Annotated in this window: 20 protein-coding genes and 3 pseudogenes; 6 read left to right on the top strand and 17 right to left on the bottom strand. The window is 40.0% G+C overall.

Going from position 1 to position 24,374, the window contains the following annotated elements; all coding sequences use genetic code 11:
- Positions 1–16 precede the first annotated feature (16 nt).
- A complete protein-coding gene (locus PGX00_RS08935) occupies positions 17–1,531 on the bottom strand; it encodes a fumarate hydratase (protein ID WP_272135401.1) in 1,515 nt (504 codons plus the stop codon).
- Between the two features lie 143 nt (positions 1,532–1,674).
- On the opposite strand from PGX00_RS08935, the gene pabB reads away from it, so the two are divergent.
- The 6 genes and pseudogenes from pabB (at position 1,675) to PGX00_RS08905 (ending at position 8,825) form a co-directional block, all read left to right on the top strand.
- A complete protein-coding gene (pabB, locus tag PGX00_RS08930; RefSeq protein WP_272135399.1) occupies positions 1,675–3,045 on the top strand; it encodes an aminodeoxychorismate synthase component I in 1,371 nt (456 codons plus the stop codon).
- Positions 3,046–3,059: 14 nt separating this feature from the next.
- Positions 3,060–3,645: pseudogene (locus PGX00_RS08925) on the top strand (CoA pyrophosphatase).
- A gap of 50 nt (positions 3,646–3,695) precedes the next feature.
- Complete coding sequence (locus PGX00_RS08920) at positions 3,696–4,166, top strand: GNAT family N-acetyltransferase (protein ID WP_272135396.1); 471 nt, start codon at positions 3,696–3,698, stop codon at positions 4,164–4,166.
- A 232-nt stretch (positions 4,167–4,398) separates the two neighbouring features.
- Positions 4,399–5,799, top strand: coding sequence for an asparagine--tRNA ligase (gene asnS / locus PGX00_RS08915; protein ID WP_272135393.1), 1,401 nt, complete (start codon positions 4,399–4,401; stop codon positions 5,797–5,799).
- A gap of 177 nt (positions 5,800–5,976) precedes the next feature.
- On the top strand, positions 5,977–7,422 hold the full coding sequence (locus tag PGX00_RS08910; RefSeq protein ID WP_272135390.1) for an HD-GYP domain-containing protein: 1,446 nt from the start codon (positions 5,977–5,979) through the stop codon (positions 7,420–7,422).
- 212 nt (positions 7,423–7,634) lie between these two features.
- Positions 7,635–8,825, top strand: coding sequence for an amino acid aminotransferase (locus PGX00_RS08905; protein ID WP_272135388.1), 1,191 nt, complete (start codon positions 7,635–7,637; stop codon positions 8,823–8,825).
- Between the two features lie 62 nt (positions 8,826–8,887).
- Here the strand turns inward: PGX00_RS08905 and PGX00_RS08900 are convergent, their stop codons facing one another.
- From PGX00_RS08900 to nrfB, 16 genes and pseudogenes are all read right to left on the bottom strand, one after another.
- Complete coding sequence (locus tag PGX00_RS08900) at positions 8,888–9,526, bottom strand: response regulator (protein ID WP_272135385.1); 639 nt, start codon at positions 9,524–9,526, stop codon at positions 8,888–8,890.
- Positions 9,511–10,886 (bottom strand): annotated as a pseudogene (locus PGX00_RS08895) (cache domain-containing protein). The gene PGX00_RS08900 and the pseudogene PGX00_RS08895 overlap by 16 nt, the downstream one beginning before the upstream one ends.
- A 121-nt stretch (positions 10,887–11,007) precedes the next feature.
- The gene (locus tag PGX00_RS08890; RefSeq protein ID WP_272135383.1) at positions 11,008–12,291 is read right to left on the bottom strand and encodes a TRAP transporter large permease; all 1,284 of its coding nucleotides are present in this window, start codon (positions 12,289–12,291) and stop codon (positions 11,008–11,010) included.
- The gene (locus PGX00_RS08885; protein WP_272135381.1) at positions 12,288–12,830 is read right to left on the bottom strand and encodes a TRAP transporter small permease subunit; all 543 of its coding nucleotides are present in this window, start codon (positions 12,828–12,830) and stop codon (positions 12,288–12,290) included. Before PGX00_RS08885 ends, PGX00_RS08890 begins: the two co-directional genes overlap by 4 nt.
- Before the next feature lie 130 nt (positions 12,831–12,960).
- A complete protein-coding gene (locus PGX00_RS08880) occupies positions 12,961–14,061 on the bottom strand; it encodes a TRAP transporter substrate-binding protein (protein WP_272135379.1) in 1,101 nt (366 codons plus the stop codon).
- Between the two features lie 364 nt (positions 14,062–14,425).
- Positions 14,426–14,791 carry a MarR family transcriptional regulator gene (locus PGX00_RS08875; protein WP_272135377.1) on the bottom strand — a complete coding sequence of 122 codons (366 nt, stop codon included), beginning with the start codon at positions 14,789–14,791 and terminating at the stop codon, positions 14,426–14,428.
- Between the two features lie 156 nt (positions 14,792–14,947).
- The gene (locus PGX00_RS08870) at positions 14,948–15,601 is read right to left on the bottom strand and encodes an MBL fold metallo-hydrolase (RefSeq protein WP_272135374.1); all 654 of its coding nucleotides are present in this window, start codon (positions 15,599–15,601) and stop codon (positions 14,948–14,950) included.
- Positions 15,602–15,667: 66 nt separating this feature from the next.
- Entirely contained in the window at positions 15,668–16,234 is a 567-nt protein-coding gene (locus PGX00_RS08865; protein ID WP_272135372.1) for a YcbK family protein, read from the bottom strand.
- Positions 16,235–16,404: 170 nt separating this feature from the next.
- Complete coding sequence (locus PGX00_RS08860) at positions 16,405–17,967, bottom strand: L,D-transpeptidase family protein (protein WP_272135371.1); 1,563 nt, start codon at positions 17,965–17,967, stop codon at positions 16,405–16,407.
- A gap of 155 nt (positions 17,968–18,122) precedes the next feature.
- Positions 18,123–18,718 (bottom strand): annotated as a pseudogene (locus PGX00_RS08855) (GTP cyclohydrolase II).
- Positions 18,719–18,908: 190 nt separating this feature from the next.
- The gene (nrfF, locus tag PGX00_RS08850) at positions 18,909–19,382 is read right to left on the bottom strand and encodes a heme lyase NrfEFG subunit NrfF (RefSeq protein WP_272135369.1); all 474 of its coding nucleotides are present in this window, start codon (positions 19,380–19,382) and stop codon (positions 18,909–18,911) included.
- 17 nt (positions 19,383–19,399) lie between these two features.
- Positions 19,400–19,918: a DsbE family thiol:disulfide interchange protein gene (locus PGX00_RS08845; protein ID WP_272135368.1), complete on the bottom strand. Its 519-nt coding sequence runs from the start codon at positions 19,916–19,918 to the stop codon at positions 19,400–19,402.
- The gene (locus PGX00_RS08840; protein WP_272135364.1) at positions 19,905–21,815 is read right to left on the bottom strand and encodes a heme lyase CcmF/NrfE family subunit; all 1,911 of its coding nucleotides are present in this window, start codon (positions 21,813–21,815) and stop codon (positions 19,905–19,907) included. Before PGX00_RS08840 ends, PGX00_RS08845 begins: the two co-directional genes overlap by 14 nt.
- 52 nt (positions 21,816–21,867) lie before the next feature.
- Entirely contained in the window at positions 21,868–22,815 is a 948-nt protein-coding gene (gene nrfD / locus PGX00_RS08835; RefSeq protein ID WP_272135362.1) for a cytochrome c nitrite reductase subunit NrfD, read from the bottom strand.
- A 2-nt stretch (positions 22,816–22,817) separates the two neighbouring features.
- A complete protein-coding gene (gene nrfC / locus PGX00_RS08830) occupies positions 22,818–23,501 on the bottom strand; it encodes a cytochrome c nitrite reductase Fe-S protein (protein ID WP_272135361.1) in 684 nt (227 codons plus the stop codon).
- Between the two features lie 10 nt (positions 23,502–23,511).
- Positions 23,512–24,117: a cytochrome c nitrite reductase pentaheme subunit gene (gene nrfB / locus PGX00_RS08825; protein ID WP_272135358.1), complete on the bottom strand. Its 606-nt coding sequence runs from the start codon at positions 24,115–24,117 to the stop codon at positions 23,512–23,514.
- Positions 24,118–24,374: the final 257 nt, after the last annotated feature.

Raw genomic sequence — 24,374 nt, 5'->3', positions numbered from 1 at the left:
TTTTAACATTGAGCCTTTATTTCTCGGCCTCTGCTATTTTCACTTTCCATGTATCTGGGCCAATTTGGTGTGCATTCGCACCACGTGAATCTACCGCGACCGTAACTGGCATATCTTCAACATCAAATTCATAGATAGCTTCCATGCCAAGTTCTTCAAAAGCAACCACGCGTGCTTTTTTGATTGCTTTGGCAACCAGATACGCTGCGCCGCCAACCGCCATTAGATAAACGGCTTCATGCTTTTTGATAGATTCGATCGCTGCAGGACCCCGTTCAGCTTTACCAATCATTCCCATCAGACCGGTCTCTTCAAGCATCATATCTGTAAACTTATCCATTCGTGTCGACGTTGTAGGACCTGCAGGACCAACTACCTCATCTCTGACGGCATCAACCGGGCCTACGTAATAAATGAATTTACCTTTGAAGTCGACACCTTCTGGTAGGCCTTCTCCACTTTCAAGCATACTTTGAATGCGTTTATGTGCAGCATCGCGACCGGTTAGAATTTTACCAGTAAGCAGAACCGTTTCGCCTGTTTTCCACTCTTTGACATCTTCTTTAGTCACTTCAGCAAGATTGACTCTGCGAGTATTTGCATCGGCTTCCCATGTGATTTTTGGCCAATCTTCCAATTTTGGTGGCGTCAGTTCAGCTGGCCCAGTTCCGTCCAATGTGAAATGTACATGGCGTGTCGCCGCACAGTTTGGAATCATACATACTGGTTTTGATGCTGCATGTGTAGGCGCGGATTTAATCTTAACGTCGACAACGGTGGTTAACCCACCTAAGCCTTGCGCACCAATACCAAGTTTATTTACTCGATTAAAGATATCTAAACGAAGCTCTTCTTCTGTATTTGCTGGTCCACGCTCTATCAATTCTTGGATATCGATATGCTCCATCAAAGACTCTTTTGCAAGAACCGCTGCCTTTTCAGCTGTGCCGCCGATACCTATACCTAACATACCCGGAGGACACCAACCAGCGCCCATTGTCGGTAATGTTTTTAATACCCATTCTGCAATATCGTCAGACGGGTTTAGCATCACCATCTTGGTTTTGTTCTCTGAACCGCCGCCTTTAGCCGCAATTTGCACTTCTACCTTATCACCTGGCACCATATTGATATGAACAACTGCCGGTGTATTATCCTTGGTATTGATACGTTTACCTGCAGGATCAGATAATACCGATGCACGCAGTGGATTATCTGGGTTGGTGTATGCCTGACGTACCCCTTCATCCACCATTTCTTGAACCGTAAGGTCACTGTCCCACTGAACCTTCATTCCTATATTAACAAAGCAAGTGACGATACCGGTATCTTGACAGATTGGTCGACGACCTTCTGCAGACATTCTTGAGTTGATAAGGATTTGTGCTATTGCATCCTTAGCCGCTTTGCTTTCTTCTTTTTCATACGCACTCTCAAGTGCTTTAACAAAATCAAGTGGGTGATAATAAGAGATATATTGAAGTGCGTCAGCAACACTGCTGATTAAATCTTGTTTACAAATGACCGTCATTGCTTGCCTCTTTATTCCATATTAGATTCAAGGAGATGTGCCATAACATCCAACTGAATATTATTTATATTTTTAAATTATGATACTCTTGCTCGCAACCTAGCGCCATTCAGTGATTAAAGCCTTTGTCACAAATTAAACAAATGAATAACAGTAAATCTAGCCATATCAGTACAATTTCACTCGACTATGCCCCTGATCTAGCATTAACTCTCTTTTCGCCGATTGCTGAACAATCATGGTCTATGTTGCTGAGGTCGGCATCTAGCAGCCACCCTGATAGCCGATACGACGTGCTCGTTGCCCAACCTATCGCAACCCTTGTGACCACAGATAAGACGACTGAAATTAAGCACCAAGGTTCGTTGGTAGTTTCAACAAACGATCCGTTTTCCTTGGTTCAGGAATACCTCGATATATTACTTCCGGCTACCAAAGACGACTCTGAACTGCCTTTTGTGGGTGGCGCGCTTGGCTATTTTGGTTATGACCTTGGTCGTCGAGTAGAAACATTGCCTTGTATAGCGAAAAAAGATATCAACGTACCGGATATGGCAGTGGGCTTATATGAATGGGCTGTAATTGTCGACCACCATAATAAAACAGCTTGTATGGTCGGCCTTGAGACTGAAAAAAACCTCGACTGGTTACTTAGCCAAGAACAGCCCGTGTTATCTCGATTCATATTGTTATCTGACTGGCAGTCGAATATGACTAAGCGCAATTACGTGTCCAAATTCAATGTTGTTCAGGAATATCTGCATTCTGGTGATTGCTATCAAATAAACTTAGCGCAACGATTTCGTGCTCAATACCAAGGAAGCATTTGGCAGGCTTATTGTCACTTAGAAAAAGCCAACCAAGCTCCTTTTTCTGCTTTTATAAAATTAAAGAACAATGCAGTTTTAAGTGTTTCGCCTGAACGATTTTTACAAATAAAAGATAGGAAAATTGAGACTAAGCCGATTAAAGGAACCCGTCCTCGATCTGACAATCCAGTAAAGGACATGGAAAACGTACAAGATCTCGTTAATACTGAAAAAGACCAAGCCGAGAATTTGATGATAGTGGATCTTCTACGCAACGATATTGGTCGAGTAGCAAAACCAGGAACGGTACAAGTCCCGCTGCTGTTTGAAGTAGAAAGTTTTCCAGCAGTGCATCACTTAGTGAGCACCGTTGTTGCAGAACTAGATGATGAATACAACGCAACTGATTGTTTACGTGCTTGCTTTCCTGGCGGTTCAATAACTGGCGCACCTAAAGTTCGAGCAATGGAAATTATCGAAGAATTAGAACCGCACAGGCGCAGCATTTATTGCGGTAGCATTGGCTATATTAATCGTTCCGGAGGAATGGATAGCAGTATTACCATCAGAACCTTAGTCGCAAACGACCAGAATTTATATGCGTGGGCTGGTGGCGGCTTAGTAGCAGATAGTCAGGCTGAATCGGAATACCAGGAAACACTAGATAAATTAAGCAAGATTTTGCCTATACTTGCGGATAGCTAAGAGAGCGCACTTAAATGAACCTCCAAACGTTGATACAAAACTTCTGCTTAAATATTCCCGTTGAATACCATGCTGAGTCACTAGAACGTTTGCAAAAATTAGAGCCTGATAGTTTACGTCAGGCAGCTGTGTTAATTGGTTGTGTTCAACGAGCTGATGGTTTACACGTTATTCTTACAAAGCGCGCTAGTCATCTTCGTCATCACCCCGGTCAAATCAGTTTTCCCGGAGGGAAACTGGAAGAAGGTGATATTTCACTTCAACAAGCTGCTATTCGTGAGGCCCAAGAAGAAATAGGACTAGACCCAACATTAGTGACCGTTCTTGGGGAACTCCCCACTAATGACGTTCAGCCGATTTATGGTGACACCCGTCATTGCACTCGTTGAAGAACATTACCAAACAACCATTGATGCCAACGAAGTTGAAAGTGTTTTTGAAGTGCCAGCGGACCATCTATTTAATATCGACCAATTGTACAGTCATGTTTTTCGATTCAAGCATTATTCTCATCGAATATTTGCCATTCCGTATAAAGAACATTTTATCTGGGGTGTTACCGCACAGATTATTCAAGCGCTGCAACTTCAACTAAACTGAGTTATTCTAACTCATGTATTAACAACCAATAAATTGGATTTGACCAGTCAATGATTACTATTAGAAAAGCCAAACTAAGAGATTATTCGACACTAATGGAACTGGAAATAGATCCTAGTCAAGAAACGTTTGTCTCTGGGTTTGGCGACCTTTACAAAAATAGAGCCCCCGAACAAGATTTTTATGTTGTAAACGAAGGAAAAGAACTCCTTGGTTTCTTCGTGATTGACAAAGCCTTTGATAAAAAATTTACCTTTGCTGAAAAAAACGAATTAGGTCTTCGAAATCTCGTGATTGGTAAACAGTATCAAGGAAAAGGTTACGGCACATTAGCAATGAAACGTTTACTTGTTTACGTCTATGGTGCGTACTCTGACAGTTCGTCTATCTGCCTAACCGTCAATAAAAAGAACATTCACGCTTATCGCTGCTACGAGAAAGCAGGTTTTATTGACACTGATACTTTCTACTTTGGTGGAGATGCCGGACCACAGCATATTATGAGAAAGAAAATCAGTTAATTTCGATGTAAATTGAATACATCATAAACAAAACGCTTAAGCCTCAGCTCAAATTGAGCCGTGTTCAACGTTATTTTGCACTTTTTCATTATTTATTTGTCATTTGGGCTTGAAGCGATTCAATTGACAGGTAATATCGCAGTTTGAATAAAATAATTTCTAAATTTGGTCAGCATCGTTGCGACAAAACGGCGTTGCTGGCTGTAAATTCTTTATGGAGAATAAAAATAAAATGACTTACGCGCCTGTAAAAGACGTTTTAGGCGGAAAGCTAGCGGTTGACAGTGAAGTTACTGTTAAGGGCTGGATCCGTACACGTCGAGATTCCAAAGCTGGTATCTCCTTTCTTGCCATTTATGACGGCTCTTGTTTCGACCCGATTCAGGCCGTGGTCCCTAATAATTTAGACAATTATTCTAATGAAGTTTTAAAGCTAACGGCTGGTTGCTCGGTTGAAGTAACGGGCACTATTGTTGAGTCTCCAGCTAAAGGACAAGATTTCGAGCTTGCAGCAACAAATGTAAAAGTGGTTGGCTGGGTAGAAGATGCTGATACTTACCCGATGGCTAAAACACGCCACTCAATAGAGTATTTGCGTGAAGTTGCACACCTTCGTCCTCGCACTAACGTAATTGGCGCAGTTGCTCGTGTGCGCAACTGTTTATCTCAAGCTATACACCGCTTTTATCATGAAAACGGATACTACTGGATGTCTGCTCCGTTGATCACCTCTTCCGATGCAGAAGGCGCCGGTGAGATGTTCCGTGTTTCTACTCTTGATATGACTAACCTTCCTCGCACAGAGAAAGGTGATATCGACTATAACGAAGACTTCTTTGGTAAAGAAACCTTCCTAACGGTATCAGGCCAACTTAATGCAGAAGCTTACGCCTGTGCACTTAGCAAGGTATACACATTTGGCCCTACGTTCCGTGCAGAGAACTCCAATACTAGCCGTCACTTAGCGGAATTTTGGATGGTTGAACCAGAAGTCGCGTTTGCAGATCTTGATGATGTTGCAACCTTAGCGGAAGATATGCTTAAGTACGTTTTCAAGGCTGTACTGGATGAACGTCGCGATGATCTTGAATTTTTCGCACAACGCATAAACAAAGAAGCGATTAGTCGTTTAGAACAATTTGTCGACTCTGATTTTGCTCAGGTCGATTATACCGACGCCATTCAAATACTCTTAGATTCTGGAAGAAAGTTTGAATTCGATGTTGAGTGGGGCATCGATATGTCTTCTGAACATGAGCGTTTCTTAGCTGAAGAACACTTTAAAGCGCCAGTGATTGTTAAAAACTATCCAAAAGACATCAAAGCATTCTATATGCGCATGAACGACGATGGTAAAACAGTTGCTGCAATGGATGTTCTTGCACCCGGCATTGGTGAAATCATTGGTGGTTCTCAACGTGAAGAACGTCTTGACGTTCTAGACAACCGTATGCGTGAAATGAATATTGATCCTGAACATATGAGCTGGTATCGCGATCTTCGTCGCTACGGTACAGTACCGCACGCTGGTTTTGGTTTAGGTTTCGAACGCCTTGTTTCTTATGTTACTGGTATGGCAAATGTACGTGATGTTATTCCGTTCCCAAGAACCCCTAGAAGTGCCAGCTTCTAAATAGCATCCTATGCATTGTTAAATCAGCAATACATAAGAAGTAAACTGATAAGAGCCGCCCATTTTGGGTGGCTTTTTTTATGATTTTCGTTCCATTTCTCTACTTATGAAATAAACTGTTTGATTACTTGGTCTTATCTATTTAGATAACTGTCAGCGTCACATTAAGGAACGACAATGTATAAACCGCAATACCAATTCACCAATACCTTGGTAAATTACAGCGTCGCCGGCATAATATTTGGCACTTATGGGGGCCGAGTCTGCCCTATGCTTGAAACCCTCTCTGGCACAGAAATAGGCTCGCATGTCGCGCTTACATTTTTAGCACTGTATATAACGCGTCATTTGTTATCAACACGTGGCCACTTTCCTTTCAACGGGCAACTTTCTAAACTAGACCCTTTACTCTTTTTTATTTTCAGCTTTCCTTTAGCTGGATTTTATAACCTTAGCTATGATTTCCCGCTAGACAGTAATTTAAAAGTCGTCTTTGGAATGACGTTATTTGGTTTTCTGTCCGGTACTATTTTAGAGTTACTCGATAAAAACCGATATGTCCGGAGTGACCAATTTGTCACCTCGTTAACGGGTGAGCGTCGTTCTATCGTCAAACAGATGATATCTATGTTCACATTGGTCATCATCGCCCTAACCATATCGCTGACCATGATACAGGTTAAAGATATCTATTGGTTAGAACACAACCCAGAGAGACTTTTAGACGGAACGGGGCGCATAAGCGTTATCAAAGAGTTCATATACGTTTCATCGGTACTTATGTTGTATTCAGCTACAATAATCGTGTGTTGGACAAAACTGCTTAAACAAATATTTGATTCTCAAGAAGTGGCGCTAGAGAAAGTAAGTGCGGGAGAAGTCAATGTACGGGTTCCTATTTTCGAACACGATGAGTTAGGCTCAGTCGCATCATTAACTAATGAGATGTTAGATTCTCTTAATTCTACTCGAGAAGAAGTCGAAAACACACGGGACGTCGCTATTGTAAGTTTGTCTGCATTAGCCGAAACTCGCGACAACGAAACGGGTGCCCACATATTAAGAACGCAGGAATATGTTAAAGCTCTGGCTCTAAATTTATCGTCTGTCTCCGAATATAAAGAAATACTTAGCCCTTCCTATATTGATATCTTACATAAATCTGCACCTCTTCATGATATGGGTAAAGTTGGCATTCCTGACAATGTATTGCTTAAACCAGGAAAACTAACAGAAGAAGAATTTGAGGTAATGAAACAACATCCACAGATCGGTGCCGACGCTCTCTCTTTCGCAGAAGAACAGATGGGGCCTTGCTCGTTTTTAAATGTGGCAAAAGAGATATCACTTACTCACCATGAGAAATGGGATGGTTCTGGTTATCCCAAACAATTATCAGGCAAAAACATCCCTATTTCCGGGCGTTTAATGGCATTGGCTGATGTTTATGACGCGTTAATCTCAAAAAGAGTCTATAAACCCGCTTTTACTCATGAAAAAGCAAAATCTATTATTTTAGAAGGATCCGGAAGTCACTTTGACCCGCAAGTCGTTGAAGCATTTTTATCGGTAGAGACTGAGTTCATAGACATTGCCACTCGTTTAAAAGATAAAAACCATTAAGGTTTTTACGTATAAAAAACGAACAGCAACTTTTAACAACTTCAGCTAATTTTGTGCTTTTTACTGTTTTAATTGCTAAATAGACTGACTTAAATCATTAATTTCATCCAAATTAACTTAATTTAGGTTTTTCTGCTTTTTTACTGTTGTCAGTTTTCAATCATACAGGTATAAATAAAGCAACCCACTATTAATAAACACGGATGAAGATTATGTTTGAGAAAGTTGCTGCCGCACCAGCCGACCCTATTCTTGGCCTAACAGAGCTATTTAAAAAAGACACTAACCCTGAGAAAATCAACTTAGGCGCTGGTATTTATAAGGATGAGCAGGGAACAACGCCTGTACTCGCTACCGTTAAAAAAGCGGAAGCCGTTATCCTAGAATCTGAGAAAACAAAATCTTACCTAACCATTGAAGGTACAGCTGAGTACGGACTAGCCGTTCAAAAGCTTTTATTTGGTGCAGATTCAGAAATAGTTTCTGAAAAACGTGCTAAAACAGCACAAGCTCCAGGTGGTACAGGTGCATTGCGTGTTGCCGGTGAATTCATTAAGCGTCAACTCGGTGCCCCAAAAATCTGGATCAGCAACCCTACGTGGGCTAACCACAATAGCGTATTTACTGCTGCTGGCTTAGAAACAGTCCAATACAGTTACTACAACGCAGAATTAAAAGAGAAAGACTTTGCAGCTATGGTTGCTGACCTTTCTCATGCTAGCGAAGGCGACATTGTTCTATTGCACGGCTGTTGTCATAACCCTACAGGTATCGACCCAACAGCAGAAGAGTGGGAACAACTTGCTAAACTTTGTGCAGATAAAAAACTCGTTCCATTATTTGATTTTGCGTATCAAGGCTTTGCAAAAGGTGTAGAAGAAGATGCGGCAGGCTTACGTACCTTTGCTAAGTTCAATAAAGAGATGCTTGTCGCAAGCTCTTTCTCGAAAAACTTTGGTTTGTACAACGAACGTGTAGGTGCATTTACTATCGTTGCCGAGTCAGATGATGTTGCAACGACAGCGTTTTCTCAAGTTAAAGCCATCATCCGCTCTATCTACTCGAATCCACCGGCCCACGGCTCTGCCGTTGTTACTTATATTCTAAACAACCCGGAACTAAGAGCTGAATGGGAACAAGAAGTGGCAGAGATGCGCGATCGCATACAAGAGATGCGTACGCTGTTTGTAGAAACACTAAAAGCCGAAGGTGTCACTAGTGACTTTAGCTTCATTGAACGTCAAAACGGCATGTTCTCATTCTCAGGATTAACCAAAGATCAAGTGGAGCGATTAAAACAAGAGTTCTCTATCTATATCGTTGGATCTGGCCGCGTCAGTGTTGCGGGTATGACAAAAGCAAACATGGGTCCACTTTGTAAAGGTATCGCTGCTGTTTTATAAAACCGCATAGCGCCTACTAACTTATATATTGAACCGCTTTTTCTTAAGAGATAGCGGTTTTTTTAGTTCAGTAGACCATTTTCTACCGCATATTTAGCTAGTTCAGCGGTCGAATGGACATCGAGCTTATGCTTAATATTTTGCCTATGGGTTTCAACGGTTCTATAACTAATATTAAGCAAACTGGCTATTTTTTTGCTACTACTCCCCTGTGCTACCAATTTTAATACCGATTCTTCTCTTCGGCTGAGTGGATTGGTTTTTTTAGCCGCAGGAATAATCGCCTCGGTGAACAGAGTTTGAGTTGTAGACTCGCAGAAATACGTTGAACCTAGGTTAACCGTCTTGATAGCCTGTACCATTTTTTCTGCTGAAATCTCTTTAAGCATGTAACCAACGGCCCCTGCTTGCATTACATTCATTATATACTCGCGGTTGTCATGCATGGTTAACATGAGCACCTTTACCTCTGGAAACTCTTCTTTTATCAACTTAGTCGCATCTATTCCGTTCATGATTGGCATACTCACGTCCATTAAAACCACGTCTGGTAGATACTGCTTCACCATATCAATCGCTTCTAATCCATTTGACGCTGTTGCCACTACTTGAATTTCAGGCTCGATCTCAAGTCTTGCCATAAAACCCTCTAATACGACTTGATGATCATCTACAATAATTATATTTATCGGCTTTTCCATACCAGTAATCCATCTAAGTTAAGTAGCACTGTAATCTCAGTCCCCAAATGCGGTTCACTTGAGAGCTCAAATTCTCCGCCAATAAATTCAACTCGCTCTCTCATATTGCGAAGTCCAATACCCTTTTTAACCGAGCCATCTATCTCGTTAAAACCAATACCATCATCTCTAATCATGAGCTGTAACATGTTACCCATTTGATGCAAAATAACTGTGATTTTTGATGCATTCGCGTGTTTTTCAATATTAGTTAAAGACTCTTGAGTTACTCGATAGAGTGTTGTAGCAATTTCTGACTGAAGCTTTCCATCTTGTGTATCGAATAAGGTCTCGATTTCAATCCCTGAGTGGAGCCTGAAATCCTTCAACAATGTCATTAATGCTGCTTCTAATCCAATATCATCCAACGCACTTGGTCTAAGGTTATGTGAAATTCTGCGCACTTCATTTATAGCTGTGGAGAGTGAACTTTGCGACTTTTCAATATGTTGATTTAATTCATCACTCATCCCATGATGATCTAATTTATTATCTAAAAGCTCTAAATGACATTTACTCGAAACTAACAACTGATTAATGCCATCATGTAACTCACGTGCCAAATGTTTTTTTTCATCTTCTTGAAACATCACGGTTTTGTGCGCTAGTTCTTTTAAGTGTCGATCCGCTAACCGGTGCTCGTGCAAGTTGATAGCCAAGGTGAGAACGATAATAACCGCGACAGTTACAGCCAATATAGAAATCACCGAAAAGAATGTGGTCTCTATGTTTTTATTCACCGTCTCTTGCATCTCCATGACTTCACTGCTTATATCTTCGATATAAAGCCCGGTACCAATCATCCAATCCCATTTTTCTAACCAAGCCGCGTAACTTAACTTTTGAACTACTTCATTCGTCGACGGTTTTTGCCATAAATAACGATGAAACCCACCACCTGCTTGGGCTTGAAACAAGAGTGCCTCAATAAGAAAATCACCATTCTTATCTTGAAGATCAATTAAGTTCTTCCCTACTAAATCAGGTAATATAGGGTGAACCAGATTCACACCGTTAGTATCATAGACGAAGAAGTAGCCATCATTCCCATAGCTTAATTGACCGAGTATTTTTTTACCTGATCTTGAGCGATTACGTCATCGCTAGTGGAATTATCATAGATAGGGGAAATAGCACTGATAGCCATATCAATACTATCTTTTAGCGCGGCTTCTCTAGCCTGAATTAAGTTTTCACGAAATATTTCTATCTCTTTTTGACCTAAAGACTTCGCTTGATAGATAGATATCCAACTAATACTCGCACTAACCATTATCAAAGGAATAAGGGTTAAAAGGATTAACTTCGCTTTTAATGGCATACTTTTCCTTAATTAACTCTACATCGCATGAAATAAAAAACCGCTCGTAAAATACGAACGGTTTTATCATAACAACAAATGTTAATAGATTGTAATTCAAGAGGATTAACCTCGGATTTGATCACATTCCATAAAATTCCGGAAATACCATTAAGCTCGCTAACACGGCGACCTGAATCAGTATAAACGGCAATACACCCCGATATATGTCTGCGGTCGTCACGCCTTTAGGTGCAACACCTTTTAAGTAAAACAGACTAAAGCCAAATGGTGGCGTTAAGAAAGAAGTCTGTAAATTCATTGCTATCAAAATAGCAAACCAAACCATATCAATGCCCATAAGTTCAGCAACAGGGGCAATAATCGGTACGATGATAAAACAGATCTCTACGAAATCGATAAAAAAACCAAGTACCAAAACCACAAGCATAACAATAATGAGGAAACCCCATTTCTCGCCAGGTAACTCAAGCATCCACTCTTCAACTAATAAGTCGCCACCAGTATAACTAAAGGCCATCGAAAACGCGGTCGCCCCAAGCAATATAGCAAACACCATTGCCGTTACTTTAACGGTTTCTTTCGATGCCTCATACACCATGCGGAAGCTGAACTGTTTATAGAGTAGTGCAAGAACAATAGCGCCTGCTCCACCCAACGCAGCAGATTCGGTTGGTGTTGCTATACCGGCAAATATTGATCCTAGCACCACAATTATAAGAGCTAGTGGCGGAATCACGGCCTTAAGCGCAGTAAATACTTCTTCCCTTCTCGATATAGACTCATCTCTTTCTATAATCTGTGCCGCTTCTGGATTCAACTTGGCGTAAATTAAGATATAGATAATGTATGCACCAACCAGAACAAAGCCTGGCCCTATCGCCGCATGGAAAAGATCACCGACTGGAACGCCTAATACATCACCAAGCAGAATTAGCACGATTGATGGCGGGATAATCTGACCTAATGTTCCTGAAGCACAGATCGTTCCGCAAGCTAACCCTTTGTCGTAATTATATTTAAGCATAACAGGTAAAGAAATTAGGCCCATCGCGACAACCGATGCCCCAACCACGCCAGTAGATGCTGCAAGTAGCGCTCCTACTAACACTGTCGAGATCGCGATACCACCGCGAACACCACCGAACAAACGGCCCATTGACTCTAATAATTGCTCCGCCAGTTTAGTTTTTTGTAGAACCAACCCCATAAATACAAATAGTGGAACCGCCATCAAAACGGTATTTTCCATAATCGACTGTATTCGATATGGCATAAAGGCAAACATTTCGATGCCTTCCGCCCACGTACCAAATAGGAATGCGATACCACCGAAGGTAAATGCAACTGGGAAACCAAGTAACAATGCCAGCAGCGCTACGAAAAACATTACAATACCGATCATGATTCGCCCCCGTTAGCATCTAGGATAGCCCTTTTAGGACTGATGATGTTATTAACAGAATTCAGTATCAGACCAACGCCACTGAATGCCATACAAAAAAATGAAACTGGGATAAGTGCCTTAATCACCCAACGATATGGTAACCCTCCGGGATCGCCTGATGTTTCGCCAAGAGCGTAGCTCTCTTTTGCAAAGTCGATTCCAAACCAACCAACCAAAAGACAAAAAGGTAATAGAAAAACGAGGGTGCCAATAAGGTCGATAATAGATTGAACTTTGACAGACAATCTTTCGTACACAATGTCTACTCGGACATGCCCAGCAGAACGAATAGCATAAGGAACACCAAGCAAAAATACAGCAGAAAACAAGTGCCATTCTAATTCTTGGAAAGCAATGGATACGTCGTTAAATGCGTAGCGCATGACAACATCAAATACAACGTTAATAACTAGCAGGATAAATAGAATACTGGCAAGCCAGCCTAATAAATCGCCTATACGATTGAACAACTGTTCCATCTTGATAAGACTTCTCATTCCGAACTCCGTGGAATTGATAATTTAAATATAACGCTGCCTTATGGCAGCGCTTGTTATTATTATGGATTTTTTCTTAGGCTACTAGAGCAAGCCTTTATTTTTCTTGCTCTTTTTTACGATTTTATGCTTATTTAGTGGCAGCTTGGCTATTTAAGTATGCTCTATGTGAAATATCGGTCCATGAACGTACTTGTTTTAGGTAGGAAGCTTGAGATTCTTGAATCTCTTTCGTTAGCGGATCTTTCGCTGCATGCTCGGCTAAAAGCTTATCATTCGCTTCACGTAATGCTTTCATTACTTCTGGTGGAAAGTCTTTTACCTGCACATTTGGATATTCAGTCTTCATTGAAACCCAGTTCTTACCACTTTCATGTGTTGCTTGTGTGTACATATCGTAAGCGGCTGTGCGCATTGCTATACGTAATATCTCTCGCAAATCTTCTGGCAATTTTTCGTAAGTACGTTTGTTTACCAAGAACTGCAATTCAGAACCAGGCTCATGCCAACCAGTGTAGTAATAAGGTGCAATTTTGTGGAAACCCATACGTAAATCTAATGAAGGACCAACCCACTCTAATGCATCAATAGTACGACGTTCTAAAGAAGTATATAGCTCGCCCGGAGCAATGTTCGTGGGTTTTGCTCCTAGCTCAGCTAGAACTTCTCCAGCAAACCCAGGAATACGCATTTTCAGACCTTTCAAATCGTCTACGCTATTAATCTCTTTTTGAAACCAGCCACCCATCTGTATATCCGTGTTACCACCAGGAAACGAAAGTAGGTTATGAGGAGCATATACCTGATCCATTAACTCCATGCCACCACCATGATAGAACCATGCATATTGTTCCGACGGTGTCATGCCGAAAGGCATTGAAGTAAAGTATAAAGTATTCGGAACTTTACCTTTCCAGTAATATGAACCTGAGTGTCCCATATCATATTGACCAGACTTAACCATATCAAAGACACCTAATGGTGCTTTGTGTTTGTTGGCTGAATCAATACGTATAACAAGGCGACCGTTTGACATTTTTTCAGCCATTGCCGCCATATTCTTAGTTGCGTCACCAAAAACTGGAAAATTCGGTCCCCATGTCTCTGCTAATTTTAGTCTATACACTTTTTCTGCTGCTGTAACGCTCGTTGCCATAAGCGCTGTACACGCTGCTGCGACAACCATCGTGCCTGTAAATACTCGTTTTACTGATTTTGAAATTAGGCTCATTTTTTACGTCCTTTGTTTTATCCCATGCTTACTCCAGTAAGCAGACGAAATAACAATGGACACAATCAACAAATAATGAAATCGGCAGGAACACGCACACATTTAACAAACACCAAGTAACGTTAGACCTTAGTATTACGTATAAATACGTATTTATTGAATTACTAGGGGTGAATAATATCTATATTACAATCAGTTAAAAATTAGGCTTTCACAATCTATCTAACTCAACACGTAAGTATATTAATGTATTCACGAATAGTTAATTGTTAGAATATTGTGAGCTATAGCGCATTCAAGCAGTTCCAGAACTAAAAAAGCTCCTAGAAAGGAGCTTCAAGTATATGAAGGTAATGCTCATATTTTAGTTTGCTTTATATTGAACCTTGTTACCTTCGAGCTGTTCTTTCTGAACAATATTTTCTTCTAATAGCTTCTTCAATGCCCCTGTAGCCCAAGATGCCGCCTTCGCCGCTTCTTGACCAGCTTCAAGACCGATATTTTTGCTATTGATTCCTTCAGGGTTTTTCAAAACAATATCAAGAACCTGCTGTTGCTTTGGCGTTAAGGATACCGTTGTTGAAGCACTAGGCGCAGCCACTTTCTTTGCTGGAGCTTCGTCTTTTTTAACTATTTTTTTCTGTACTGGTTTTTCTGCAGTAGCAGACAAAACAGATTTAACACGTTTTTGCAATTTCATTTGCACTTTACGTTTATGAGCGAGTCTCATTGTATTTTCCTAAAATTCGCAGCTGTAAAAACTAAAGAGCGCTTTTATACCAAATATTATTGATGAATTACAGTTTTGGGCGATAGGTTGGATATTAAATGAACGAAAACCAATAAATTTGGCTTTCGTCTAATTAAAAAGAAGGTCTAATGATAATTAATATAATGGCATTTCGTCAGCAACAAATGGATTGGTTCTTCTCTCTCTACCAAATGTAGACATAGGTCCATGCCCTGGTACAAACTCAACATCATTGCCTAGTGGCCATAACTTAGACTTAATCGATGCGATCAGCGTAGCGTGATCACCCTGAGGAAAATCAGTACGGCCAATTCCTCCGGCAAACAAAACATCACCTACAAAGGTAAGTTGTGCGTCTTTGCTATAAAAGACGACATGACCGGGTGTATGTCCGGGCGTATGATAAACCGCCATTTCCTGATTACCAAACTTAACTACATCACCGTCAACCAACCACTGTTGCGGTTCGAAAGCTTCCGTTAATGGGAAGCCAAACATTTTACTCTGCCCTTCCAACCCTTGTAGCCAGAAATTATCGGCCTTATGAGGACCAATTACTGCGACGTTCAATCCTGCAGCTAAAGGTTGCGTACCGCCCACATGATCTAAATGTCCATGAGTCAGCAGTATATTTACGATTTCTACGTTTAATTCTTGAATCAACATTTCCAGTTGCTTCACGTCGCCACCGGGATCAATGACAACTCCTTTCATGGTTTCATCACACCAGACAATTGAACAGTTTTGCGCGAAGGAGGTAACAGGGACAATTTGATATTTAAGACTCATAGCTTTGCTCGTAAATTTAAGTTGAGAGCAAAACTATGACATTTGAGAAGACACAATACAAGCTTGTTACCAAGAACGAACAGGCCCTGAATCAATATGAACGAAATTACTATTTGGATAATAACCAACGCCACCGGCTTTGAGTATTCTAGCGGCATCACGAACTTCATCCAACGGAACACCATCTAAACGGAAATCCATTGCCTGCCCTAACATATGGAAGCTCTTTTTTGCCACACCAGAGGAGTTAGATCGCAATTGTTCATTCGTTAATGGAGAGCGGTACCCAGAAATTATTTGAACTTCGGCATCCGTGTTTAACAAGGATTGAATAGAATCAAGTTGACTCAAAAGGTGCGTGTCAATTTGATGAATTTCATTTTGCCTAAAGTCTCGGAATATATGATAAATTTTATTCAATTCGGAATCGATAAATTTATTATTAGAATAAAACTGAGTTTGGAGCTTCTCTCCAGTATGAAGATTATTAAATGCCAAAACCTTGTTCTTTTTACTGATAGGGTTACTTTCAATAGCTGATGCTAATGCTCCTGTAGGATAGAGAGTGGCAAGGGCTACGCTACCGGTGGCAAAGCGTAAAAACTGTCGGCGGTCTACTGTATTAATTGGCATATATGTCTTCTTCACTAAATCTAGCTGTGCAAATTAGCGTACATTATTTGTTCAGTCAAATAGTCCACGCCCCCAAATTCCTCTATATTAAATATGCATACAATATTCAAGCCAACAATTGTTAGATTGAATATTGAATTTTATAAGAATTTTAGGGAAAGCTCGATTTGTCAGTTTTTTGTTAGATTTAGATCTGAAGCTCGATAGTCGTATCCATAGATATCTTTTCGATATTGTACAAGTCCATTTTTTATCCATGCTGTTTGATAAAGTATATGAACGGGTATATGTCTTTTGAGCGCAACTCGATGCATTGTAAGATCTTCAGTAGTAGACTGCTTAGGCGGCTCAATACCCTGCACTTTCATCAAAGTTTGGGCAAACTTGTCCGCATACTGAACCCTAATACAACCAGAGCTATAAGCGCGTGATGTTTTGTTAAAGAGATATTTTGAAGGTGTGTCGTGGAGATAAATTGCTCTAGCGTTTGGCGTATTAAACTTAAATGCGCCTAATGCATTTCTTTTCCCTGGAGCTTGGGTCATATTATAGGAAAAAGTATCTGGGTCCAGAGTTTGCCAATCAATTGTGGAAGGGTCTACTATTTCTTTAGTACTCCAATTTTTGACAATTTTCATATTCATTCTTTCAAGATAACCCTCATCTTTTTTAATCAGAGGAATAATATCTTCTCGTACCAATTTATTAGGTACATTCCATGAAGGATTCATGATTAATGTATCCATTTTCACTCGGAGCAATGGCGTTTTCCTTTTCTTCTTGCCTACAATTACTTTTGAAGAAAATTCAGGTTTACCCTGATACCAGTAATATAGATGGAAACTCGGTAAATTTACGATGACCGTATTATTTAAATCCTTAGGCATGAGTCTTGAGCGTTCAGTATTAAGAGCAATCATACGTAAACGTTGCTCTAACGGCATATTAACCCAGAATAAAGTCTCTTTACCTATAATCCCATCGACTTTTAAGCCATGCATTTTCTGAAATTGTTTAACAGCCTTAATAAGCGGCTTGTCATACTCCATTGAATCTAATTGAACAGCGTCTACGTCTATACCAACGACTTTTAAGCGATCGAACAATTGCTTTTTATTGTATATGCCATCACCGGGTCTGATTATTCCAGCCTGAGCGTATTTAGGTAACCCCGACTCCATAGCTTCTGTAAGTAGAGCTATGGCATCAATTACAACATCCATCTGTTCAGGAGTACCATTTAAAGCAGTTACGTATTCAACAAGAGCGCTTTTTTCAACGGTTCTAATAAAATCGTTAACGACGTAACTATTCAGAGGAATCTGTGGCAACTCAACTCTACCTCCGTAATACCAGTCAAAACCGTTTTCTCTAACTAAGTTTGTGTAATTGACAAAGTTCAACAACGTATCGGTCGCTACGACATCATATTCATACCAAAGGCCATCATCTCTTAATTTTCTCAGCACCAATAATCGTGCTGAGAAAAAGTCGCTAATTTCTGCGTAGGTTATTATGGTTAACAATGCTTCTAAAGATTGGGAAGTTTTTGGTTCATGCCAGATAAGTTGAAATTTACGCTGTGCGTATATCTCATTCACTGCATCAGAATAAGTTACCGTTGAGGCTACCTCTTGGTCAAGATGTGCCCAGTTAAAATGATACAGATCATCTTGTGCAAAAGAGAGGGGAGCAACACTCATTGTAAGTATTAAGAAAAAACGACTAATCATTCATTAGATACCGTATTACTGCTATATATAAAGGATAAGACAATATAACACTAGGTGTTAGCTTTAGCGTTGGCATAATTAAGAATTACCGCAAATAGTAAAAACTAAAAAACCCCACAAAGTGAGGTTTTTTAGTTTTTAAATAGTTGAATTACTTATATATCGAGATCATGTTTGCCGTGGGATACCTTAGCTTTTAGGTAACTTTCATTACCGTGCTTAACATGCGCAGAAGTATTAATTACACTTTTAATGTCTATGCCCAAACCTTGAAGTTCTTTGATTTTTTTGGGTTGTTGGTAATCAAATTAACTGAGTTAATTCCTAACGCTTTAAGCATTTGTGCGGCTTCAGTGAAGTCTCGAAGGTCATCGCCGAAACCGAGGTGATTATTCGCCTCGTAGGTATTCATTCCTTCACTCTGCAAGCGGTAGGCGTCAATTTTATTGTATAAACCTATTCCTCGCCCTTCTTGGCGAAGATAGAGTATTATCCCACCCTGCTCTCCCATTTTATTGATGGTCTCTTCCAGCTGTTCACCACAATCACATCGCGATGAATGGAAAACGTCCCCAGTCAAACATTCTGAATGCATTCTAACTAATGGCGTATCTGTTTTATGATCTGCATTTTTAAAAATCAAAGCGACATGCTCTTTGTCACTTTCTAGATCACGGAATGAAAGAATTTCTGCATCGATATTACTTTTTAAGCCAACCTTCAAGGCTACCCTGGCGCGGACTTCAGCCATATTTATACTCACTTACATACTCATTAACGTATCTATTACATTAATGACCTAATGATATTCTAGACGATAACTACAACATTGGGATTGTAGTCAATAATTTCAATGATATGTCATAACTATTAGAAAGCGGCAGTCATCAACTTAATCGCTACAGTTGTTATATTATAACAATTAACAAGCCTTACAAGTTTTAATCAGTGTTGTCATCGATATTTCGTTTAGGTTTTACCATGTTAAAAGCAAGAAACAGCCCTAAAACTAATAAAAGAACCGGAAAGAACCATAGGACGATGGTGCGAGTAGATAATGCTGGATCATAAAGAACAAAGTCACCAAAACGATGAGTCATAAACTCTACTATCTCATCATCACTCTGGCCTTCCTTGACCATTTGGTACACTTTGAGCCGTAAATCTTTTGCCACTGGTGAGTTAGACTCAACTAAATTTTGATTTTGGCATTGAGGGCAACGGAGACTTTTTGCAAGCCTGACCGCTTCTTGCCGCTGTTGCTCAGAATCAAATTCGAATAGTTCTGCCTTTATTGCAACGTCTTTATTGTTGTCGTAGAAAATAACAGGCGCATCATTGTTTGCAGCGATCCCACTAAAGGGAATCAATTGAAGTGATAACACTGACACTACCAAGAACAATATTTTTTTCATGTAACCTACTAGAAATATTATGGTTGAAAATAGGTAACGAGTTGGTTTTCCCAAACCTCCGCATCAATTACGCCACTCACTCTCTTGAGAATCATCCCTTTATTATCTATTACAAAGGTCTCTGGAGCCCCTAACACGCCAAGATCTAGAGCCAACTCACCATTTGGGTCGAACACTATCTCAGAATAAGGGTTTCCGTCTTGAGCAATAACCTTTTTTGCATCCTGGCGAACGTCTCTATAATTGAGACCCACTATATCGATACCAGAAACAGATAGCTCAACAAGAAATGGATGCTCTATTTTGCATGCTGCACACCATGAAGCCCATACATTAAGCAATGTATGTTGCTCACCAACAAATAATGATTCATCAAGTATTTTGTCCTCCGATAACGAAGATAATCGAAAGCTTGGAACCGGTTCATTCATCATCGAATTATTCAGCTCAGTTTTACCGTTGTTTAACCCATAATAAAGGATACTAAATACGGTCATCAATATAGCGATGAGTACCAGAAGCTTAACTTGTCGCATTAACCCTTCCCTTTAATTCTATGCGTTGGTGTTTACGCTTTAAAACCAGTGAAACAATACCGCCAAATACCATCATTAGTCCGCCAAACCATATCCACTGTATGTAAGCCTTATACTGTATGCGAACAGCAAAAGACCCATCATGTAGTTTTTCCCCTAGCGTTACGTACAAATCTCCATGCCAATAGCTTTTAATTCCCGGCTCGGTCATGTTCATTACACGGACTTGATAATGCCTTCTTTCAGGAATAACCGATTGATGATCGTTAATACGTAATAGTACTTGCTCTGCTGTATAATTTGGCCCGACAAACAAGTTCTGACTTTCAAAAACCAAATAAAATCGCTCAAACTTCACACTGTCTCCAACACCCATTTTGGCACTGGTTTCAACAGAGTGATGAGCATTCATACTTGCACCAATACACGCTAATACTATGCCTCCATGTGCCAAAAGCATCGGTAACATCGTTATTTTATTTCTGACAGATTTTACCCCGTAAAATCGATACATCATGCTAATTAAAACGAACGTACACAAAGTCCACGTAGATAGAACCATGGGTTGTATTGACTCGTACTGAACACGATACAATACGAAACCAATCAACAGAGCGAACACACCAAAAATAGCACTTAATTTTTTAACATTCCTGCCACCTTTTAATAGGCTGGCAGCACTCATTAAAATCAAAGCCAAAAAGGTAAGGGGAGCAAAAAGCGTATTAAAGTATGGTGCCCCTACAGAAATTTTCCCTAAGCCAAATATTTGGAAAATCATAGGATAGAAGGTGCCAAGCAACACAGTGATCATTGCTATAGTAAATAATCCATTACTTAGTAAGAAAAGAAAACGGCGGCTTGTGAAACTTTGAATTGGCTTAGATTCGATATCATCGCTTCTAAAAATCTGACTGCCAAAACCAACCAAAACCAAAATAATGAGCATAGCTATCAATACAACGCCACGAGTAGGATCGACGGCGAAAGCATGTACGGATGTAATAATGCCAGAACGAACGACAAATGTACCAAGAATGCTTAGAGAAAAAGTAATGAACGAAAGCCCGTAGCTCCATTTCATTAAACTCTTTTCCTGATGGCTAATCACTAGGCTATGAACCAAAGCTGTGCCAGTTAACCAAGGTAAAAGAGAGGCATTTTCTACTGGGTCCCAGAACCACCAACCACCCCAACCTAATTCGTAATAAGCCCACCAAGCGCCAAGTAAAATACCAGCTGTTAAAAATGTCCAAGCGACCAACGCAAACTTTCTACTTAATGCTAACCAATCGAACGGAAGCTCTTTTTGCCAAAGCGCTGCTAGTGCAAGAGAAAAACTCGACGCAAAGCCGATATAACCGATATACAACAAAGGAGGATGAAAGATAAGTGCAATATCTTGAAGCATCGGATTTAAGTCTCTGCCTTCCTCTGGGAATACTGCATTAACTTCAAACGGGTTAGACGCGAATAAAGTGAAAAATGAAAACGCACAAACAAGCGAGGAAGAAACCAAAAGCACCGTGGTTAAGTAATCATCCGGTAATTTTTTATAGTTAAGTGCTATAGCTGAATTCCAGATTGCTAGCGTGATAACCCAAAATAACAGTGATCCTTCATGGCCTCCCCAAACTGCAGCGCCCTTAAAGAAAATAGGAAGTTGTGTATTAGAGTGGGCTGCAACATAAAGTAGTGAAAAATCGTCATTAATAAACGCTAACGCCAAAGCAATTATAGAGGTTAATGAGAATAAAAGGCCAACATGAACCAATGAAAGTAGAGTTCCAAGAGGAACTTCTTTTTTCATTAACCACTGACTAGGGACATAAAGCAAAGAAAAAAGAGAACTAATAGCAACAATAAGAAGTGAAAACTGACCGATATCTGAATACATATAATTTTAATTAGGCTTGACCTTATAACATAAAGATCAAGCCTATATTTCCCTATACGACTGTCATTTGACCAGCATAAAGAACGAAAGTACGTAACATCAACACACCAATAAGGCTAAGTACTGTTACAACAACTATAAATCCGTTCTTATGTCTAACTGCTGCTGGCATGAAGAAGTTAAGTGCTAATGGAGTTAACATACCAAAAATGATAACTCCCCACCAGAACCAACTCGCCCAGAATCCGCTGCCTATGGCGTTATATGCTGCAACTTCACCTTGACCGCCACTAAATATTAAACCGGTAAAAAAGCACAACATTACAAACAATTCAAACATAACAACCGGACGCTCGAAGGTATGAACCCACTTAGCTGTCGCACTGGTTGGCGATTGTTTAAATACGACAATCCCACCAAGCATACATGCCGCCGCCCCCGATGATAAACTAGAAAACAAGAATAAAATCGGTAACACAGGGTTATTAAGCATTGGATATGTTTTCAGTGCCGACAGTAAGAAACCCGTATAAGCAGCAAGCATTATTGCCATGAAGCCCAAGAAGAGTTCCCAGAAGTTTTCGATCTTCGCCAATTTGACGATTATCCCATCAACAAACGAGAGCGGTTTCGGCATGTATTTCATAATGGTATCTTTAAAGATTATCGCTATCCAGACGAATAAAACCATTAAGTATACTTGGAAAAGAATAACCCCCATCGACATTACTGAACTGGTATTGAAATAGATCATAATTTTCCAAAACATCAAAGGTTTCGTTAAATGAAAAATCAAAATGGTCAAACCAGAAATAATACCGAACGGTGCTATCCACGCTGTTGCTTTTAAAATACCATCTTTAGCTGGGTCTCCCTCTATTACCTTACGTTTAAGATAAATTGATATCATCACTGCGCCAGCAGACATGCCTGCTAAGAATAGATAGATAGCAATGATCCAATCCCACACTAGGGTATCGAAATTAAATGCAGCTTCCATTTCTAAATCTCCCCTTTTTGATGCGGAATTTTATAGAGTTTAGGTTTCGTACCCAAATCCAATTTATCTCTATATACAACATTATTGTTAAGTACAGCATTGATTTCTGATTTCGGATCGTTCAAATCACCGAAAGTCAGCGCTTTAGTCGGACACGACTCTACACACGCAGGTAGTTTTCCAGCTGCTAGGTTAGTATCACGGCAGAAGTTACATTTATCTGCTGATTTGTGTTCAGGATGGAAGAAGCGCACTTGATAAGGACAAGCAGCTAAACAGTAGCCACAACCGACACACTTGTCTTGATGGACATCGATAATACCGGTCTCTTCATCTTTATAAGCAGCACCAGTCGGACAGACCATAACACAAGGAGCATTTTCACAATGTTGGCAAGATTTTCGTGTAAAACGGTAATCAACATCAGGATACTCACCTTGAGGCTCACTTCTAATTATCTCTAATCTTGCTACACCTTCTGGTACGTTATTTACTTCTCTACAGGCATCCATACAGGCAGTACAGCCAATACACGCCGTCTCGTCATGCACCATGCCATAGCGCTTATCTCCGTCTTCCATTGTGTTGGCAAGAGTTTTGGTACTTAACGCACCCGTTGTTGCCACCCCGGTAGTGAAGATAACAGCACCAGCACCAGTCAAAAAATTTCGTCTAGAACAACTCATGTCATCTCTCCTACTCATTGTCTTCTTTGTTTAGCTTAGCTTTCTTTAACTTAGTGAAGTCTGAGTGGCAATCAACACACAGCTGCACTTTTTGCTTATGATCAAAGCCAAGAACTTTTGCTTTGCTAGCATGAACATTATGACAATTGGTACAAGTCAGGTTTTTTGCATGGACATCATGTGTCCAAAACTTCTCGCGTAAATCGTCTGGTTTATGACAATCGGTACACTCTTTATTTGCTTTCAATATCTCACTCTGAGTCAGCATCTGTTTTTCAGTCCCTGGCTGAGACTGAGCTTCAAAATACTTAGTCACTTTTGGAGCACCGTTACGGTGTTTTGAACTTATTTTGTTATGGCAATCAGCACATTTTAGCTGCTTACCCAAAACATCAACTGCGTTATATCCATGAGATTCATGGAGCGAGGAGTAAGCATCTTTGTGACACTTAAGGCATTGTTTGTCTTTGCGTGAAATCACCAGTTTTTTTCTTTCTGGCTCTGCTGTGGTGGTATCACCTGCAGTTTCCGCATAAGTATTTATAGAGAAACCATAGAGACATAATATAAGAAGTGACTTCAGCATTATGGCTATGGTCAACTTGAAATTGGCCATTTTTTTCCTTTCCTTAATTTAGAGTATCCTAATGTATTAATAGAATGTATTTCTAAATAAGTATAAAAACTCTATAAGACTAAATTAGTTTTAAAGTCCTAAACGATAAAAATTCTTATTTTGGAACAGCCACAACGCTATTCCCATTATTATAAGTAAATATATAAATATTACCTAGTTTTAATCTCAAACTAGTGACCAAATTCACCTTATTTTATTTGAGGACTTGCCCCATAACTTCTTGAATAAGAAGAATT

Origin of the sequence: Vibrio algarum (assembly GCF_028204155.1) — a bacterium.
In the GTDB taxonomy this organism is placed as follows: Bacteria; Pseudomonadota; Gammaproteobacteria; order Enterobacterales; family Vibrionaceae; genus Vibrio; species Vibrio algarum.
The sequence above is the reverse complement of the archived record's forward strand: the minus strand, read 5'-3'. Positions and strand labels throughout refer to the sequence as shown.